Origin of the sequence: Heliomarina baculiformis, assembly GCF_019966545.1 — a bacterium.
Classification (GTDB): Bacteria; Pseudomonadota; Alphaproteobacteria; order Rhodobacterales; family Rhodobacteraceae; genus Heliomarina; species Heliomarina baculiformis.
Genome location: NZ_JAIMIC010000001.1, coordinates 156,130 through 173,256 on the forward strand (window position 1 = coordinate 156,130; position 17,127 = coordinate 173,256).

Consider the following 17,127-nt stretch of genomic DNA (forward strand, 5'->3'; position numbering starts at 1 on the left):
CGTGATCGTCTGTCACTGCATGAATATCACCGACAAGGATATTGATAACGCGATAGACTGGATGCGGGCATCCGATACGCGCGCGCTTATCACTCCGGGTAAAGTCTATCGAGCACTTGGAAAATCGGCTGACTGCGGCGGCTGCATGTCGCTCTTCCTTGCAACTATGCGCAAAAATGAGAATATGGAAGTTCCCATGGAACTCAGAACGCTGCGCGATATGCGCACAAAGGAAAAGCGATCATGCAAGGCGACAAAAAAGTCATAGAATATCTGAACCAAGCTCTGAGATCGGAACTTACCGCGGTCAGCCAGTATTGGCTGCACTATCGTCTGCAGGACGATTGGGGTCTGGGACACATGGCCAAGAAGAGCCGCGAGGAAAGCATCGAAGAGATGAACCACGCGGACAAGTTGATTACCCGGATCATTTTCCTTGGCGGTCATCCGAATCTGCAAAAGCTTGACGCGCTACGCATCGGTGAAACCCCGCGCGAAACCCTTGACTGTGACCTTGCGGCGGAGCAGGAAGCACAGGCGCTTTACAAGGAAGCACGTGCTTACTGCAACGAAGTCGGGGACTATGTCTCCATGAAACTGTTCGAGGAACTGCTGATCGACGAAGAAGGTCACATCGACTTTCTTGAAACCCAGATCGAGCTCTTCGATAGAATTGGAGCAGAGAAATATGCTCAACTCAACGCTCTGCCGATGGACGAGGCGGAGTAGTCTTTTCGGGTCGCTCGTTCTGATCGCGGGCAGCACGGCCGCTTTCGAACTGGGCGACCCACATCTGAACGTTGTGCCGCGCACCAGCGCCGAAGCAGAACGCATTGCTCGCGTCACGCGACCCACAACCGACTTTTCCAAGCCCGAACGTTTCGAAGGCATGCCCGGCGGGGCAGCGACAGTCCGGGTTCGGAACAATGCCGACGCGTTTTCACAGCCCTCCGGCAATATCGATTTCGAACGCGAACTCGATTTCAAGGTCGGCAACGGACTCTTCCGCAAAATCTGGGTCTCGGCCCCCTCCTCTACCTTGGCGTCGGACGGGTTGGGACCGCTTTACAACGCCCGTGGCTGCCAGAACTGCCATATCAAGGACGGGCGTGGCCATCCGCCGGAAGGTCCGGACGATACCGCCGTCTCCATGTTCCTCCGCGTGTCTATTCCGGGATCGCCCGAGGCCGAAGTCTCGCGCATATCGGATTACATCGCGACGGCGCCTGAACCGGTCTATGGCGGACAGCTTCAGGATTTCGGAACGCCCGGTCAAACCGCTGAATACCGGCTGGACGTCACATACGAGGATGTCGATGTCGTGCTGAGAGGCGGCGAGACTGCGACGTTGCGCAGCCCCAGCTACCAAGCAGCAGACCTTGGCTACGGGCCGCTACACGACGGCGCAATGCTCAGCCCTCGGGTAGCGCCGCAGATGATCGGGCTTGGCCTGCTCGAAGCCGTTCCTGCGGCGGATATTCTCGCCCTCGCCGATCCGGAGGACGCGGATGGAGATGGCATTTCCGGCCGGGTGAACATGGAATGGTCGATCGAATTCGATGAGGTGATGCTCGGGCGTTTCGGTCTCAAAGCCGGGGCACCGACGATCCGCCAGCAATCGGCCAATGCCTTTGCCGGGGATATGGGCATATCGAACCCGCTGTTTCCTGACCCTTGGGGCGAATGCACCGCAAGGCAGGAAGAATGCCGGAATGCGCCCCACGGCGATGACGCGGCCCAGCATGGTTTCGAGATCGATGCCGACGGGTTGGATCTCGTGACCTTTTACAGCCGTAATCTGGCGGTGCCCGCAAGGCGGGATGAGGCCGTACCAGAGGTTCTGGCGGGCAAGAAAGTCTTTTACGAAGCGGGCTGCACGGCCTGTCACACGCCGAAATTTGTCACACACCGTCTGGAAGATCGACCGGAACAAAGTTTCCAACTGATCTGGCCCTATACCGACATGCTGCTGCATGACATGGGCGAAGGTCTTGCCGATCATCGTCCCGAGGCCCGCGCCACAGGGATGGAATGGCGGACACCGCCGCTCTGGGGGATCGGTCTGACGGAACAGGTAAGCGGCGTTGAAACCTACTTGCATGACGGCCGGGCGCGGACCCTCCTCGAAGCCGTGCTCTGGCATGGCGGCGAAGCGCAAGCGGCCCGTGACCGGGTTGTCGATCTTAATCCGGACGACCGCGCCGCATTGATCAAATTTCTGGAGAGCCTGTGAAACATCTCTTGCTTGCCCTTTGCGCCGCCTTCGCCCCCCTGCCCGCGCTCGCCGATACGGCTTCGGCGCTGGATGACCTGATCCTGCCCGGCTTCGACAAGTTCGAAAGCGCAACGGCAAAGCTGTCGGCGGCGAGTCAGGAAAGCTGCCTGCCCGCCGATGTCGATGCGCCATACCAATCTGCCTTCGATGCCTGGATGCAGATTGCCGATCTGCACATGGGGCCGTCGGAAACCCGCGCCTTGTCGATTGCCTTTTGGCCGGATGCGCGCGGGTTCACGCCCAAGAGCCTGTCCGCAATGATCGCTGACAAGGACCCCGTCATATCGGATCCCGAAGCATTCATGGATGTCTCGATTGCCGCGCGCGGCTTGTACGCACTCGACATGCTGCTGAACGACCCGCGTTTTTCGGACTACACGCAGGAGGATTATACCTGTGGGCTTGTCCGCGCGATTGCCTTCGATCTCCACCATCAGGCGGCGGCGCTTCAGAGTGAGTGGCGCGAAAATTTTGCCAAAACGCTCAGCCGGGCGGGCGGCAGCGGGAATGCCACCTATCTCAGCGCCGATGAAGCGACGCGGGCGCTCTATACGCAGATCGTGTCTGGTCTTGAATTCACGGCGGACACGCGGCTCGGCTCTCCCCTTGGAACCTTTGAACGCCCGCGCCCCAAACGGGCCGAGGCATGGCGGTCGGGGCGCAGTCTGCGCAATTCCCTGCTGGCCGTGCAGGCCGCTTATGAGTTGGCGCAGGTTCTGGCGAACCAGCCGCTGCCTGAAACGTCCCTCGCGATGGACAAGGTAACCGAGGCCGCGTCGCATATTCAGGATCCGTCCTTTCAGGATATCTCGGATCTTCAGGCGCGGCTGCGGGTCGAGGTGCTGCAACAAACGGTGCGCGACGTGAAAGAAGCGATAGAAACCGAAGTCGGCAAGCCGCTTGGCATCGCGCCGGGGTTCAATTCGCAGGACGGAGACTGAGTTATGGCAACCCGCCGCGCCTTTCTTGCCAGTTTTCTTGCCGCTACGGCGGCTCCGGGCCTAAGCTGGGCCGCGGCCGGGAACCCCGCATATCTCGCGGCTGCGCGCGAGGCGGATGGAGGGTTTGCGCTCTTTGGTATCGGACGCGACGGTCAGGATTGCTTTCGTGTTCCCCTGCCTGCCCGGGGGCATGCGGGCGCCGGACACCCGAGCCAGCCGATTGCCGTCGCCTTTGCGCGCCGCCCGGGTGAATTCGCGCTGGTCATCAACTGCGCAACGGGTCGTGTTACGCACCAGATCACCCCGCCCGAGGGGTCCCATTTCAACGGGCACGGCGTGTTTGACACCGAAGGCGATCTGCTTTTCACCTGCGAACAGCGGGCGGCGGATTCCGAAGGTTTCATCGGCATCTGGAACGCCCGCGACGGGTACGAGCGGATCGGAGAAATGCGCTCGCAAGGGATCGGCCCGCATGATCTGCGTTTACTGAGCGACGGTGAAACCCTTGTCGTCGCCAATGGCGGGATCGCAACGGACCCGGAAACGCGAGACAAGCTGAACCTTGACGATATGCATCCCAACCTGACCTATCTCTTTAGCGGGTCGGGCGCGGTTGTGGAGCAGGTGACGCTCAAACCAGAACTGGCGCAGAACTCGATCCGCCATCTTGCGCTCACGCCCGACGATACGGTTGCTTTTGCAATGCAATGGGAAGGGGACGCGGGCATGGCCCCGCCTCTTCTGGGTTTGCACCGGCGCGGCGATGCGCCGGTTCTGGCAGAAGCGCCGCTTGGTGACGAATTTGCCATGGACGGCTATGCGGGCAGTGTTTCATTCTCGGGCGATGGCAGCAGCGTCGCGATCACCTCACCGAAAGGCGGCCGCGTACATCGCTTTGCAACCACTGGAGAATTCCTTGGCGCGGTGTCGAGATCCGATGTCTGCGGCCTAGCCCGGCACCGCAGCGGCTTTATCGCGAGCGATGGACTGGGCGGGCTGATCCACATTGAGGGCAGCCAAACACGACCTCTGGCGCGCCAGAAGCGCGCATGGGACAATCACATCGTCGAGCTGGACCAGGGACATCGACCGACCTGACGGGTGTTGCCCAACGAGTGACAACCGGACAGGATCGCAGGATAAATTCCTCTCAAATAGGATAATCCGGTTGCCTGACCATCACGATCTGTGCTGAATCGCCTTGCCGCCCGCGCTGACGGGCGTCCTTTTTTGTCGTCTCTCGAATGGACCCGTCACATGTCGCAATATGCCAGCTCATCCAATCGCCCCTCCTCTTCCGGGGGCCGTTCGCATTTTGCAACCGGGGCGAAACTGTCCGGCGACCTGAGTGTTCCCGGCCTTATGGAATTGAACGGGCATATCGATGGCACCGTGTCGGCGGATTCGATAATGATCGACCAGAGCGGGTCGGCAATCGGCGAATTGCGCGCCGATAGCGTCGGGATCAAAGGCACCTTCGAAGGCACGATCCGCGGCCGCGACGTGACGCTGCATTCGAGCGCGCGCGTTTCGGGCGATATTGAATACGAGCGCCTGACCATCGAAAGCGGTGCGGAAGTGAATTCCAACTGCCACAGAAAACCGCAGGGCTGAACTCGTCCCGTCATCAGTGACAGTATCGGAACTGTACTTGGCACTACGATTGCCAAGGGCGCTCAGCGTCGTTGGCCGTTCCGCATGCTTGCGATGACCGCCGAAGTCGAAAAGCGAAACTCGGCGAAAAGCTGCTTTAGCTTGCGCGAAATAGCGCAATCCAACGATCAGACAACATGAGCCTCCGGCCATAAAACCCGGAGTTTCAGGGTGTTGAACCCCTTCGGAACATTATCGGAAAAATGGCGCACCCATCAGGATTCGAACCTGAGGCCTCTGCCTTCGGAGGGCAGCGCTCTATCCAGCTGAGCTATGGGTGCCTGAAGCGGCGTATAGGGTAAACCCGCCCCTCCTGCAATCTCAAAACGGCTTTTTTCCACGTGGCATTGCGAGCGAGCCGCGACGCCGTGCGGGGGCAGCCGTCAGGCGAACAGCTCGTGCGCGAGTTCAAGCGCATCGACCAGCGTATCCACCTCGTCCCTGGTGTTGTAGAGACCAAAGGAGGCGCGGCAGGTGGCAGTCAGACCAAGGTGATCCATGAGAGGACCGGCGCAGTGGTGCCCTGCCCTGACCGCGACGCCCTTTTTGTCGAGGATCGTAGAAATGTCATGCGCATGTGCCGCACCGTCGAGCGTGAAGGAAAAGATCGCACCCTTGGTCGGTGTCGTGCCCTGCACCTGCAGCCAGTTCAGCCCGCCAAGACGTTCCACGGCGTAGTCGCGGATCGCCGCTTCGTGCGCGGCAATGTTGTCCATCCCGAGGCCCATCATGTAATCGAGCGCCACGGCCATCCCGATTTCCTGAACGATGCCGGGCGTGCCGGCCTCGAACTTCATCGGTGGGTCATTGTAGATCACGGTCTCTTTCGAGACTTCCTTGATCATGTCGCCGCCGCCGATAAAGGGGCGCATCTCGGCCATACGTTCGGACGTGATGTAGATCGCGCCAGAGCTTGAAGGGCCGTACAGCTTGTGGCCGGTTATCGCATAGAAATCACAGCCGATATCGGCCACGTCCACCGGCATGTGAACCGCTGCCTGGCTGCCGTCGACCAGCACCGGGATACCCCGTTCGCGGGCGGCATGCGAAATTGCTTTCACATCCACGACCGTGCCGAGCACGTTGGACATATGGGTGATCGCGATCAGCTTGGTGCGCGGGGTAATCGCGTCGATCACCGCCTGCGGGTCAAGCGCGCCGGTTGCATCGACATCGACCCATTTGATCACGACACCCTGACGTTCGCGCAGGAAATGCCAGGGCACGATATTGGCGTGGTGTTCCATCACCGACAGGATGATCTCATCCCCCGCTGCGAGATGGGGCATGGCCCATCCGTAGGCGACGAGGTTGATACCCTCGGTCGTGCCCGAGTTCAGGACGATTTCATCCGGCGACCCCGCGTTGAGAAAGCGGGCGACTGTATCGCGCACGGCTTCGTATTTCTCGGTCGCGAGGTTAGACAGGAAATGCAGACCGCGATGCACATTGGCGTATTCTTCCGAATAAGCACGGGTAATCGCATCGATGACCACCTGCGGTTTCTGGGCAGAGGCGCCATTGTCCAGATAGGTCAGCGGCTTGCCATTCACTTCGCGTCCAAGGATCGGGAAATCGGCGCGGATCTTCTCTACATCATACATAGAGTGTCTCTCCCATGAAGGGTGTCCCGACGAGGACGACAAAAAGTGAAAAGCCCAGCAGCACGGCAAGCATGGCCAGCACGATGACAACCAGTGTCCGGCCGATCGAGTCGAACCTGTGCACCTGGTTGATGAAGTTCACGAACATGTAGATGCCAATGCCGCTGGCCGCGAGGACCATCAAGGCTTCGAGGATCGGAATGAAGAGCCCCAGCAGCATGGCGACCAGCTTGAAAGCGATCTGGATTCCCTGAAACCAGACCATCACAACCATGATGTCTTCCAGTGTCGCTGTGCCGCCAAAGAGCCGTCCCATGCCCAGAAGCGCATAGATGGTCAGCACATTGATCAGCAGCGTCACGCCAAAGAACCAGAGCGGCGCACCGTAGAGCGCCTGAATGATGGCGATGGGCGCTTCGGGATCGCTGGGCGCTGGCGTGATCCAGACGGCAAAACCGACCAGCAGCGACTGAAGCGCGGCCATCAGCAGGATGCCGCTCCACAGCGCATTGCGCGGCAGGTCCAGTTTCATCAATACTGGCGCGGCGGCGGCGGGATCGCGGATCGACCTGAGCGCGAATGTCTGCAAATCTGCTCCGTTCATGTGGCCAATCCGTCTGCTCGGATCAGCCCGCTGATCCAGAACCAGCCAAAGACCGCCAGCCACAGCACCGAGACCAGTTGCAATCCCGGCCCCGGTCCGATGAAACCGGCAATCAGCCCGAGAAGCAGGGTCACCGGTGTCACCGCCAACAGCGCCCAGAAAAGCGTCAGCCGCACGTCGAACGCGGACAGGCGGCGCCGCGCGAGCTTGGAGACAAGCCACACCACCAGCGCAAAGGCATAGAGAACCAGCGGCATGATGAAGACCCAGAAAAACGCGCTCCAGTACAGGCGAACGGCAAGCGGCCCATCCGGGTTGAGATGCGCCTCGCGTGCCTGATACGGGGCCTGCGCCACAAAGATCAGCACGCAGGCGAGCATGACGAAGGTAAGCGCCCGGGTTTCCTGCCGCCCTTGCGCAAGAAGTCTATCGACCACGCGGCCGGGGCCGCGATAGGTCGCTGTAATGTCTGCCGTGACTGGCATCAGCTCCGCCGTGCCAGCCAGTTTTCCAGACGTTCGATCAGATCTTCAGCCAGAGCTTCGTCCTCGATTTCCTGAACGGCCTCGGCCAGGAAGGCCAGCGTCAAAAGGTTGGTCGCAGCCTTTTCCGGCACACCGCGGGACCGCAGGTAGAACAGCGCGCCCTCGTCGATGGCGCCGCTGGTCGAACCATGCGAACAGGCCACGTCATCGGCATAGATCTCAAGCTCGGGTTTGGCAAGGAACTGGCTGTCGCCATCCAGAAGCAGCGATTGGCTGATCTGGTAACCGTCGGTTTTCTGCGCACCTTCCTTGACGAGAATCTTGCCCTGGAAAACGCCGGTTGCGCCGTTGCGCAGAACTTTCTTGAAGACCTGACGGCTTTCACAATTCACCGCGTCATGGGTGATGAACACGGTGTCATCGTGGTGGAAATCACCATCGCCAACGCAGGCGCCTGCGATATGTGCAATCGCGTCGTCTCCGTTCAGTTCGATCACCGCTTCGTTCCGGGTCAGGACTCCGTTCACGGTCAGCGTAAAGGCCTTGAAAACGGATTCCTCGCCAAGACGGGCAAAAAGATGCGTCACCGCGCGCCGCTCATGGTCGCGCCCCTGGGCCCGCACAAGGTGCAGCTTGCCCGTATCGGCAATGTCGACTTCCATGCATTTGTTGAACCGTGCCGCAGCCGGACCGTTTTCGAGGATCGTCGCCTCAGCCTCGGCCTCCACGCGGATCACGTGATGCAGGATGGCATCGGAGTCTTCTTTGCCATGCGTATAGATCAGGCTGATCGGCTTGCTCGGCTTGCCGGTCACGTGGATCATCAGGCCGTCGGTTGCAAAGGCCGTGTTCAGCGCCGCGAAAGGACGCGGAACCGGCGACTGACCGCGTTTTTCGAGGACACCATAGAGATCCTTGGCCCAGTGAATGTCCTTGTCCGCGATATCCTCGAGCCGTTCGATGCTGACCCCTTCAAGGCTGAGATCGTCCGAGGCGTCGGGATCAAAGACACCGTCAGCAAAAACGATACGCAGCCTATCGTGCGCGTCGAAAACCGGCTGCTCGTCATTGTCGAAAACCGACGCTTTCGGCGTTTCGACCTGAACCAAGGTGTCCGGGCGGGTGAATTTCCAGTATTCGTCACGCCGATCGGGCAGACCCATCTCGCGAAGGCGCTGCAGGGCATCCGCGCGCGCCGATGCCGACCAACCGGTCTTTACAAGGTCAAAACCTTCGAGGCGCGCCTCGGTGGCTGTAATGCGTCGTTCGGCAAGCGCCATCAGACCACCTCGTTCAGGATGTCAGCATAGCCGTTATGTTCGACTTCCAGCGCCAGTTCGGGACCGCCGGATTTAATGATGCGCCCGTCGGACATGATATGCACGACGTCGGGTTTGATGTGATCCAGCAGACGCTGGTAGTGGGTGATCACCAGAAATCCGCGCCCCTCGGAGCGCAGCGCATTCACGCCATCGGCGACAAGCTTCATCGCGTCCACGTCGAGACCGGAGTCGGTTTCGTCGAGGATACACATCTTGGGTTCCAGCATCGCCATCTGAAGCACTTCGTTACGCTTCTTTTCACCACCGGAGAAACCGACGTTGACCGGGCGTTTCAGCATCTCGGCGTCGATCTTGAGTTCTTTTGCGCGGGCACGTACGAGTTTGAGGAAGTCGGTCGCGTTCATTTCCTCCTCGCCCCGCGCCTTGCGCTGCGCGTTCACGGCCGTCCGCAGGAAGGTCATGTTGCCGACGCCCGGAATTTCGACCGGATACTGAAACGCAAGGAAAAGACCGGCGGCAGCGCGCTCTTCAGGCTCAAGATCCAGAAGATCCTGCCCTTCCAGCATCGCCGAACCTTCGGTGACTTCATAACCGTCGCGACCGGACAGCACATAGGAAAGCGTCGACTTGCCTGACCCGTTCGGCCCCATGATGGCATGGACCTTTCCGGCTTCCACCGAAAGATCGACACCCTTCAGGATCTGCTTGTCTTCTTCTTCGAGTTTTACGTGCAGGTTTTTGATTTCGAGCATTTTTCTCTCATACGGCTGGCACCCGCGCATCCGGAGATACACGGGGCAAAGTTGCGTTCAGTTCTTCTCGCCGCAGTGGAGCGGCGAGACAATTCAGTAGGAAACGATCGGTGGCGTGCGCAAACCCGCCTGTATCAACATGTTGTCCAGATGTTCGGGCGAATAGAGCGCCATCCAGAGATCCGGAAAAAGCCAGGCAAGATAGGCTTCGCCCAGATACGTGGCGATTAACCCGGCTGCGAGCCCGATGACATGCGGTTTGTCCCGCATCCCCAGCCCGATCATGATGACGAACAACAGGCCGCCGGCGATCGCAAACGGTCCGACCGATCCCAGTATCTTGAGGAAGAAGCTGGTTTCGCCCTGTGTCTGAAACGAAATCACATTGGCTGCGAGCAGCACGAGTAATCCGGTCACGAATGCCAGAATGCATGCGAACGGCACCCTTCTGTCGGTTGCGCCCGAAGGCAGCTTGGTCTGGCTGCCCGTATTCGCGGCGACATGCGGCTCGGGTTCGCGCGTCCGTATACGTTCCAGACGTGCCTCGAACTGCTGTTTCTGATAGCTTTCTTCCATGGCACAGGTATTCCCGGACAGGTCGCGTTGAAGCGAACCCTGCGCAGGAAATCTGACGCGAGTTTGACGCTCGTACGGCCAGCATTTGCAAGCTGTTATCCATGATCCCATTGGGCATCAGACGCTTCCTCGGCATCGTCCAGACGGCGGGACAAATTTTATCGAAAAATTTGCCAAAAATCTTCGAGAAGATTTTTACCCGACGGACCCTTCCAGTGAGATCGCAACAAGCTGCTGCGCTTCCATCGCGAACTCCATCGGCAGCGCCTGCAGCACATCCTTGCAGAAACCGTTCACGACAAGCGCCACGGCTTCTTCCTCGTCCATGCCACGCGAGCGACAATAGAACATCTGGTCATCGTCCACTTTCGAGGTCGTCGCCTCGTGTTCGACCCGGGCCGAGTTGTTCTTGACCTCGATGTAAGGCACCGTATGCGCCCCGCATTGATCGCCGATCAGAAGGCTGTCGCATTGCGTGTAATTGCGTGCGTTCTGGGCTTTGGGATGCATGGAAACCAGCCCGCGGTAGGTGTTCTGCGCATGGCCGGCGCTGATGCCTTTGGACACGATCCGGCTCTTGGTGTTCTTGCCAAGGTGGATCATCTTGGTGCCCGTATCGGCCTGCTGGTAGTTGTTCGCGATGGCGATCGAATAGAACTCGCCCTGGCTGTCATCGCCACGCAAGATACAGGACGGATATTTCCACGTCACGGCAGAACCGGTCTCCACCTGCGTCCACATTACCTTGGCACGGTCGCCCCGGCAATCGGCACGCTTGGTCACGAAATTGTAGATCCCGCCCTTGCCGTTTTCATCGCCGGGATACCAGTTTTGCACCGTGGAGTATTTCACCTCGGCGTCTTCCTCGACGATGATCTCGACCACGGCCGCGTGCAGCTGCGCGATATCGCGCGCCGGTGCCGTGCAACCTTCGAGATAGGACACGTAGGAACCCTTGTCCGCGATGATCAATGTACGCTCGAACTGACCCGTATTCTCGGCATTGATCCGGAAATAGGTGCTCAGCTCCATCGGGCAACGCACGCCCGGCGGCACATAGACGAACGAGCCATCCGAGAAAACTGCCGAGTTCAGCGTGGCGTAAAAATTGTCGGAAACAGGCACGACCGAGCCGAGGTATTTCTTGACCAGATCCGGGTATTCGCGGATCGCTTCCGAGATTGAGCAGAAGATCACGCCTGCCTTTTTCAGCTCGGCTTGGAACGTCGTACCCACGGAAACCGAATCGAACACGGCATCCACCGCGACCTTGCGCCCTTCGGCAGGCGCTTCCTCGGCCCCTTCGACGCCCGCGAGGATCATCTGTTCCTTGAGCGGAATGCCGAGTTTTTCATAGGTCGCCAGCAACTTGGGATCTACCTCGTCCAGCGACTTCGGCTTGACCTCCATCGACTTGGGACGTGCGTAATAATACTGGTCCTGAAAGTCGATTTCAGGATAGTCGACCATCGCCCAGTCGGGTTCTTTCTTGGTCAGCCAACGTTCATAAGCCTCAAGACGCCATTCGGTCATCCACGCGGGCTCGTCGTTCTTTTCAGAAATCAGGCGGACGATATCGGGGGTCAGGCCCTTGGGCGCGTACTCCATCTCGATATCGGTGTTCCAGCCGTGTTTATACGCACCGCCGACCTCGCGTACTGCGTCAACCGTATCCTGGTCGACGCCTTCCTTTACCTGTGTCTGGTCCAATGCGGCCATCTGGTCTCTCCTAACCTCACGCAACGCGCGCGTGATGTTTCTTTTCCTTGCTCAGCCACGCATCGACAAAGCGTGATATGTCTTCTTCCGTCGTGTCCGTGCCAAGCGATACACGTATGGCACTCGACGCTGTTTCTTCGTCGTATCCCATCGCGCGTAACACTCGGCTCGCCCGAACTTTTCCGCTGGAACAGGCGGAACCGGCGCTGATTGCGAATCCGGCCAGATCCATCTGCATGACTTGCGTTTCGCCTTTCCAGCCGGGCACGGCAAGACATGACGTGTTCGGCAAGCGCGGCGACTCTTTCCCGACAAAAATAATGTTCTTTGCCGAAGCCTCAAGTGCCTTTTCTAGAATATTTCTAAGTTCGGCCACTCGTTCCCACGCGCCATCGGCCAGTTCGCGCGCTGCAGCTTCGGCAGCGGCGGCGAAACCAGCGATGCCGATCACGTTCTCTGTCCCCGAGCGTCGGCCCATTTCCTGACCGCCACCACGAATCCGTGCCTCGACCTCTGTACCGCGCTTGACCACAAGTGCGCCTACGCCTTTCGGTCCGCCAAGTTTATGAGCGGAGACAAGCGCCATCTCGGCCTCAAGCCAGTTAAAGGCCACGGGCAGTTTGCCAAAAGCCTGCGTCGCGTCCGTGAGAGCCAACCTCGACGGCAGCTTTTGAACAACACCGGTTTCAGAATTTGCGACTTGAAGCACGGTGTTGCCCGGATCCGTAACGCTTACCTGCCCGTCCGAGGCAACAGGCAGATCCGCCGTGATCCAGGCGCCAACCGCATCATGTTCTATGTCCCCGCCGTGCAGATCGCGCCCTGCGCAGGCAAGCGCCGCCGATTCGGTGGCGCTTGACGTGAAAACGATGTCTGCGCCATCCGCGCCAAAGGCACTCGCCACCTGTGCCCGCGCCCGTTCGACCAGCGATTTCGCGGCGCGGCCCTCGGCGTGGACCGAGGACGGGTTCCCGACGATATCCATCGCCTCGATCATCGCCGCCCGCGCCTCGGGGCGCAGTGGCGCTGTCGCGTTGTGATCGAGATAAATGCGTTTCACCGCGCCCCCGTTGGCATTGCCTGCGTTGCGACCAGTTCCGGATTATTCGTCAACGACATCGAACAGCCCCGGCACAGCCGGACAAGGCGCCAATTCATTCGTGACGACATCGGAAAGGCGGGTCTGGTGCAGGAACACGTAGACATGGGCGCTTAGCCCCTGCCAGAGCCGGTTCGTCAGCGATTGCGCACGACTGCCGGAGGACCCGCCCGAAGCGCCCGCGCCTTTGTGCATGGCGTCCACGGTTTCATCCACCGCCGCCAGCACTTCGACGATGCGAATGTCGGATGCCGGGCGCGCGAGGCGATAGCCGCCGCCGGGCCCGCGAACCGAGGTGACAAGCTCGCGACGACGCAATTTCACAAAGAGCTGCTCAAGATAAGGCAGGGAAATTTTTTGCCGTTGCGAGATGTCGCTGAGGTTCACCAGAGTACCTTCCGGTTGCAGCGCGATATCGGCTAGCGCGACCATCGCGTATCTTCCCTTGGTAGAAAGTTTCACCCGATCTTCTCCAAATCTGAGCTGCAACGCGAAAACATTGACGTTTCCCTAAGCAGTGCGTATTTGCCATGACGATGCGGGGGTCTCCCGCCCACAGAATTAGAACCGTTCTAAGGTGCCCTAGCGAATTCGTCAAGAATGCCGCGCGACGCCTGGTCGAAAAGAGACAGGATCCAACTGCCCATGCCCGAGGTCATTTTTCCCGGACCCGAAGGCCGCCTGGAAGGCCGCTATCACCCGCAAAAAGAAAAAGACGCCCCCATCGCAATCGTATTGCATCCGCATCCCCAGTTCGGCGGGACGATGAACAACAAGGTCGTCTATAACCTGCACTACGCGTTTTACAACATGGGCTTTACCGTGCTGCGCTTCAATTTCCGTGGTGTCGGACGCAGCCAGGGTGAGTATGACCAGGGCATCGGTGAATTGTCCGATGCAGCCTCGGCGCTAGACTACCTGCAATCGATGAACAACAACTCCAAGCATTGCTGGGTTGCCGGGTTCTCTTTCGGTGCTTGGATCGGCATGCAGCTGCTGATGCGCCGTCCGGAAATCACCGGGTTCATCTCGGTCAGTCCGCCGGCAAACATGTACGATTTCTCCTTCCTTGCCCCCTGCCCGTCTTCGGGCCTGATCATCAACGGCAGCGCCGACCGTGTCGCGCCGCCTGCGGATACCGTTTCGCTCGTCTCCAAGCTGCACGAGCAAAAAGGCATCACGATCACCCATGAAGAAGTGCCTGGCGCGGATCATTTTTTCCAGGATCAGCATATGGATACGATGATCGGCACGGTGTCTGACTACGTTAAACGCCGCCTGACTGAAACCACGCGCTGATATGTCGAGCGTCGAGACAATCGCCTCCAGACTGGCCGACGACACGATGGCCGCGATGAAAGAGACGGGCGAAGACCGGCTCTACACCGAGGTCGCGGCCGTTCTCGGCGCATCCTCGCAGACGCTTGAAGAAGCGTATCTGACGGAAATCCGGGTACGGCTGGCCGAAGTGACGGCCCGCCGCTTTCTCGAGGAAAAACTGGCGACCTCTCGCGACAAGGCGACCGGACAGGCACCGGGATAACAGCGGATGAGCGAGCGAATCGAAGCGCAGATCGCTTTCCTGAAAGAGGCAGACCAGCTTAAGTCCGTGTTGAGAGCCTCGCGCCTCATCGACGGGTCGCGTCGCGAGAACTCGGCGGAACACAGCTGGCATATCATGCTTTACGCGATGGTCCTTGGCGAACATGCAGGGCCCGAGGTTAGTGTTCCGCGCGTTTTGCGGATGCTACTGCTGCACGACATCGTCGAGATCGACGCAGGTGACGCCCCCATTCATGGCACGGTCGATCACGCAGCCATGGCCGCCAAGGAAGAAGCCGCCGCCGAACGTCTCTTTGGCCTTTTGCCAGAGGATCAGGCGCAGGAATATCTCGAGATCTGGCGGGAATTCGAAGCTGCCGAGACTCCGGATGCGCGTTTTGCCAAGGCAATCGACCGTGTGCAGACGCCGGTGGCCAATCTGGCGAATGGCGGCGGCACATGGGCCGAGTATAACGTCACGCTCGACCAGCTTGATCAGCGGGTCGGCACGCCGATAAGCGCGGGCGCTCCCGGACTCTGGCACTGGCTGCGCCCCAAGCTCGCAGCATTTTTCGACAAAAACGCTAGCTCCTCAGAATAGGTCCAGCTGGTCGCCTGCTTGCGGTGGCAGACGAAACAAATCGGTTCGCAAACCGGGCTGCGTTTCATCAAGACCCAGCCGAGAAGCTGCCGCCTTGAACCGCTTTGCAATCATCTCTGCATAGATCCCCTCGCCACGCATCCGATGGGACCAGCGGGGATCGTAATCTTTGCCGCCGTGCATTTCGCGCAGGCGGGCCATGACCTTGGCGGCCCTGCCCGGCTGATGTTCGGCCAGCCATTCCTTCCACAAGCCCGAAACCTCGCGCGGCAGACGCAGCATGATCCAGCTTGCCGCGACCGCCCCGGCCTCCTTTGCCGCCTTGAGCATGTTTTCCAGTTCGTGATCGGTCAGCCCCGGCACAAGGGGCGAGGTCATGACCCGCACCGGAATACCCGCGCGCGACAAGGTTTCGATGATTCTCAACCGCCGCTCCGGGCCCGGTGCCCGCGGTTCCATCCGTCGTGACAAATCCGGGTCCAGCGTTGTCAGAGAAATGCCGACTCGCAGCAGGCCAAGCTCCGCCATGGGCGCAAGGAGATCGAGGTCACTTTCGATCAATGCGCCTTTGGTGACGATCGCAACCGGGTGCCGGAATTCGGACAGGACCTCAAGGCAGTCACGCATGATGTGATGCTTCGCTTCGACGGGCTGGTAGGGATCGGTATTCGTCCCGATTGCAATCGGTGCCACCTGATAGCGCTTTGCCCTCAGCTCTTTGCGAAGCGTTTCGGCCGCATTCGGGCGCGCGATCAGCCGGGTTTCGAAATCAAGACCTGCGGAGAGGCCTAGATAGGCATGCGTCGGCCGCGCAAAACAATAGATGCAGCCGTGCTCGCATCCCCGATATGGGTTGATCGAACGGTCAAAAGACAGATCCGGCGAGCGGTTGTAGGTGATCAGACTTCGCACTTGCTCCATCGTCACCTGCGTCTTGAAGGCGGGCAAGGGTTCGGGAATATCCCAGCCATCCCAAGTATCAGCGCGCCCAAGCTCATACCGGCCCGGCTGATTGCTGGGCGCGCCACGCGCCTTTCGACGCTCGGGCTGAATGGGAACTGATGCCGACATACTTAAACATTTAGAACAAATAGAGAACAAATGCAATAATTCGAGCGGCACGGATAAACAACTTGATTACCTCGATCGGTCAATAAGAAGATTGGTCGGAAGCGAAGCGATCAGTGTCGCAAATATTACAGCCGCATTCTTCGGTTCGCGCAAAAAGCGGGAAATCGCGGGGCATGTCGCCTCACGTTAAATCAAGGTTTCGCCCATGTCGGAAGATGACGATATCATTCTCTCGGAACTTGACGACGAAGAGCTTGTCCAACAGATGTTCGACGACCTCTACGACGGTCTCAGGGAAGAGATCGAGGAAGGCGTCAACATCCTTCTCGAACGTGGCTGGGCCCCCTACAAGATCCTGACCGAAGCGCTTGTCGGCGGCATGACAATCGTCGGTGCGGATTTCCGTGACGGTATCCTGTTCGTGCCCGAGGTGCTGCTTGCAGCCAACGCGATGAAGGGCGGGATGGCGATTCTCAAGCCGCTGCTGGCCGAAACCGGTGCACCGCGCGTCGGCAAGATGGTGATCGGCACGGTCAAGGGCGACATTCACGACATCGGCAAGAACCTCGTTTCCATGATGATGGAAGGCGCAGGTTTCGAAGTGGTCGATCTGGGCATCAACAACCCGGTCGAAAGCTACCTTGAAGCGCTGGAAAAAGAACAGCCTGACATCCTCGGCATGTCTGCCCTTTTGACCACCACGATGCCCTATATGAAGGTCGTGATCGATACGCTGGTCGAACAGGGCAAGCGCGACGATTACATCGTTCTCGTGGGTGGCGCGCCGCTGAACGAAGAATTCGGCAAAGCAATCGGCGCGGACGCCTATTGCCGGGACGCGGCCGTAGCCGTGGAAACCGCCAAGGATTTTGTCGGTCGTCGTCACAACCAGATGAACGCCTGATCAGGCCACAGTGCGGCG

At 59.4% G+C, this 17,127-nt stretch carries 19 protein-coding genes, 1 tRNA gene and 1 pseudogene; 10 read left to right on the forward strand and 11 right to left on the reverse strand.

Features of this window, described 5'->3' with window-relative positions; all coding sequences use genetic code 11:
- Position 1: 1 nt before the first annotated feature.
- From MF268_RS00700 to MF268_RS00725, 6 genes and pseudogenes are all read left to right on the forward strand, one after another.
- A pseudogene (locus MF268_RS00700) lies at positions 2-217 on the forward strand ((2Fe-2S)-binding protein); the annotation flags it as partial.
- 26 nt (positions 218-243) lie between these two features.
- Positions 244-729, forward strand: coding sequence for a bacterioferritin (gene bfr / locus MF268_RS00705; RefSeq protein ID WP_238368997.1), 486 nt, complete (start codon positions 244-246; stop codon positions 727-729).
- Entirely contained in the window at positions 689-2,233 is a 1,545-nt protein-coding gene (locus tag MF268_RS00710; protein ID WP_238368998.1) for a di-heme oxidoreductase family protein, read from the forward strand. The genes bfr and MF268_RS00710 overlap by 41 nt, the downstream gene beginning before the upstream one ends.
- Positions 2,230-3,216, forward strand: coding sequence for an imelysin family protein (locus MF268_RS00715; protein ID WP_238368999.1), 987 nt, complete (start codon positions 2,230-2,232; stop codon positions 3,214-3,216). Before MF268_RS00710 ends, MF268_RS00715 begins: the two co-directional genes overlap by 4 nt.
- A gap of 3 nt (positions 3,217-3,219) precedes the next feature.
- Positions 3,220-4,314: a DUF1513 domain-containing protein gene (locus MF268_RS00720; RefSeq protein ID WP_238369000.1), complete on the forward strand. Its 1,095-nt coding sequence runs from the start codon at positions 3,220-3,222 to the stop codon at positions 4,312-4,314.
- A gap of 159 nt (positions 4,315-4,473) precedes the next feature.
- Entirely contained in the window at positions 4,474-4,830 is a 357-nt protein-coding gene (locus MF268_RS00725) for a bactofilin family protein (RefSeq protein WP_238369001.1), read from the forward strand.
- 243 nt (positions 4,831-5,073) lie between these two features.
- Here MF268_RS00725 and MF268_RS00730 read toward each other — a convergent pair.
- The 10 genes from MF268_RS00730 to iscR form a co-directional block, all read right to left on the reverse strand.
- Positions 5,074-5,150: transfer RNA gene (locus MF268_RS00730), tRNA-Arg, on the reverse strand.
- 102 nt (positions 5,151-5,252) lie between these two features.
- Positions 5,253-6,473, reverse strand: a complete 1,221-nt coding sequence (locus MF268_RS00735; protein ID WP_238369002.1) for a cysteine desulfurase — start codon at positions 6,471-6,473, stop codon at positions 5,253-5,255.
- Positions 6,466-7,077: a Yip1 family protein gene (locus MF268_RS00740; protein WP_238369003.1), complete on the reverse strand. Its 612-nt coding sequence runs from the start codon at positions 7,075-7,077 to the stop codon at positions 6,466-6,468. Before MF268_RS00740 ends, MF268_RS00735 begins: the two co-directional genes overlap by 8 nt.
- The gene (locus MF268_RS00745; protein ID WP_238369004.1) at positions 7,074-7,562 is read right to left on the reverse strand and encodes a YIP1 family protein; all 489 of its coding nucleotides are present in this window, start codon (positions 7,560-7,562) and stop codon (positions 7,074-7,076) included. The genes MF268_RS00740 and MF268_RS00745 overlap by 4 nt, the downstream gene beginning before the upstream one ends.
- Positions 7,562-8,842: a SufB/SufD family protein gene (locus MF268_RS00750; RefSeq protein WP_238369005.1), complete on the reverse strand. Its 1,281-nt coding sequence runs from the start codon at positions 8,840-8,842 to the stop codon at positions 7,562-7,564. The genes MF268_RS00745 and MF268_RS00750 overlap by 1 nt, the downstream gene beginning before the upstream one ends.
- Positions 8,842-9,597 carry a Fe-S cluster assembly ATPase SufC gene (gene sufC, locus MF268_RS00755; RefSeq protein WP_238369006.1) on the reverse strand — a complete coding sequence of 252 codons (756 nt, stop codon included), beginning with the start codon at positions 9,595-9,597 and terminating at the stop codon, positions 8,842-8,844. The genes MF268_RS00750 and sufC overlap by 1 nt, the downstream gene beginning before the upstream one ends.
- A 93-nt stretch (positions 9,598-9,690) precedes the next feature.
- The gene (locus MF268_RS00760; protein ID WP_238369007.1) at positions 9,691-10,173 is read right to left on the reverse strand and encodes a hypothetical protein; all 483 of its coding nucleotides are present in this window, start codon (positions 10,171-10,173) and stop codon (positions 9,691-9,693) included.
- 195 nt (positions 10,174-10,368) lie between these two features.
- Positions 10,369-11,892 (reverse strand): Fe-S cluster assembly protein SufB, encoded by a 1,524-nt coding sequence (sufB, locus tag MF268_RS00765; protein WP_238369008.1) that lies wholly within the window; start codon positions 11,890-11,892, stop codon positions 10,369-10,371.
- A 16-nt stretch (positions 11,893-11,908) separates the two neighbouring features.
- Complete coding sequence (locus MF268_RS00770) at positions 11,909-12,952, reverse strand: cysteine desulfurase family protein (protein ID WP_238369009.1); 1,044 nt, start codon at positions 12,950-12,952, stop codon at positions 11,909-11,911.
- Positions 12,953-12,994: 42 nt separating this feature from the next.
- The gene (gene iscR / locus MF268_RS00775; protein WP_238369010.1) at positions 12,995-13,453 is read right to left on the reverse strand and encodes a Fe-S cluster assembly transcriptional regulator IscR; all 459 of its coding nucleotides are present in this window, start codon (positions 13,451-13,453) and stop codon (positions 12,995-12,997) included.
- Between the two features lie 183 nt (positions 13,454-13,636).
- Between iscR and MF268_RS00780 the strand changes: the two genes are divergently transcribed.
- Genes MF268_RS00780 through MF268_RS00790 form a run of 3 tightly spaced genes read left to right on the forward strand, consistent with a single transcriptional unit; the run spans position 13,637 to position 15,134 of the window.
- The gene (locus MF268_RS00780) at positions 13,637-14,290 is read left to right on the forward strand and encodes an alpha/beta hydrolase (protein ID WP_088635974.1); all 654 of its coding nucleotides are present in this window, start codon (positions 13,637-13,639) and stop codon (positions 14,288-14,290) included.
- Position 14,291: 1 nt separating this feature from the next.
- Complete coding sequence (locus MF268_RS00785; protein ID WP_238369011.1) at positions 14,292-14,534, forward strand: hypothetical protein; 243 nt, start codon at positions 14,292-14,294, stop codon at positions 14,532-14,534.
- 6 nt (positions 14,535-14,540) lie between these two features.
- Entirely contained in the window at positions 14,541-15,134 is a 594-nt protein-coding gene (locus tag MF268_RS00790; RefSeq protein WP_238369012.1) for an HD domain-containing protein, read from the forward strand.
- On the opposite strand, the gene MF268_RS00795 is transcribed toward MF268_RS00790, so the two are convergent.
- On the reverse strand, positions 15,126-16,205 hold the full coding sequence (locus MF268_RS00795) for a PA0069 family radical SAM protein (RefSeq protein ID WP_238369013.1): 1,080 nt from the start codon (positions 16,203-16,205) through the stop codon (positions 15,126-15,128). The two genes, MF268_RS00790 and MF268_RS00795, sit on opposite strands and share 9 nt — an antisense overlap.
- 205 nt (positions 16,206-16,410) lie before the next feature.
- On the opposite strand from MF268_RS00795, the gene MF268_RS00800 reads away from it, so the two are divergent.
- Positions 16,411-17,109, forward strand: coding sequence for a corrinoid protein (locus tag MF268_RS00800; protein ID WP_238369014.1), 699 nt, complete (start codon positions 16,411-16,413; stop codon positions 17,107-17,109).
- Positions 17,110-17,127 lie beyond the last annotated feature (18 nt).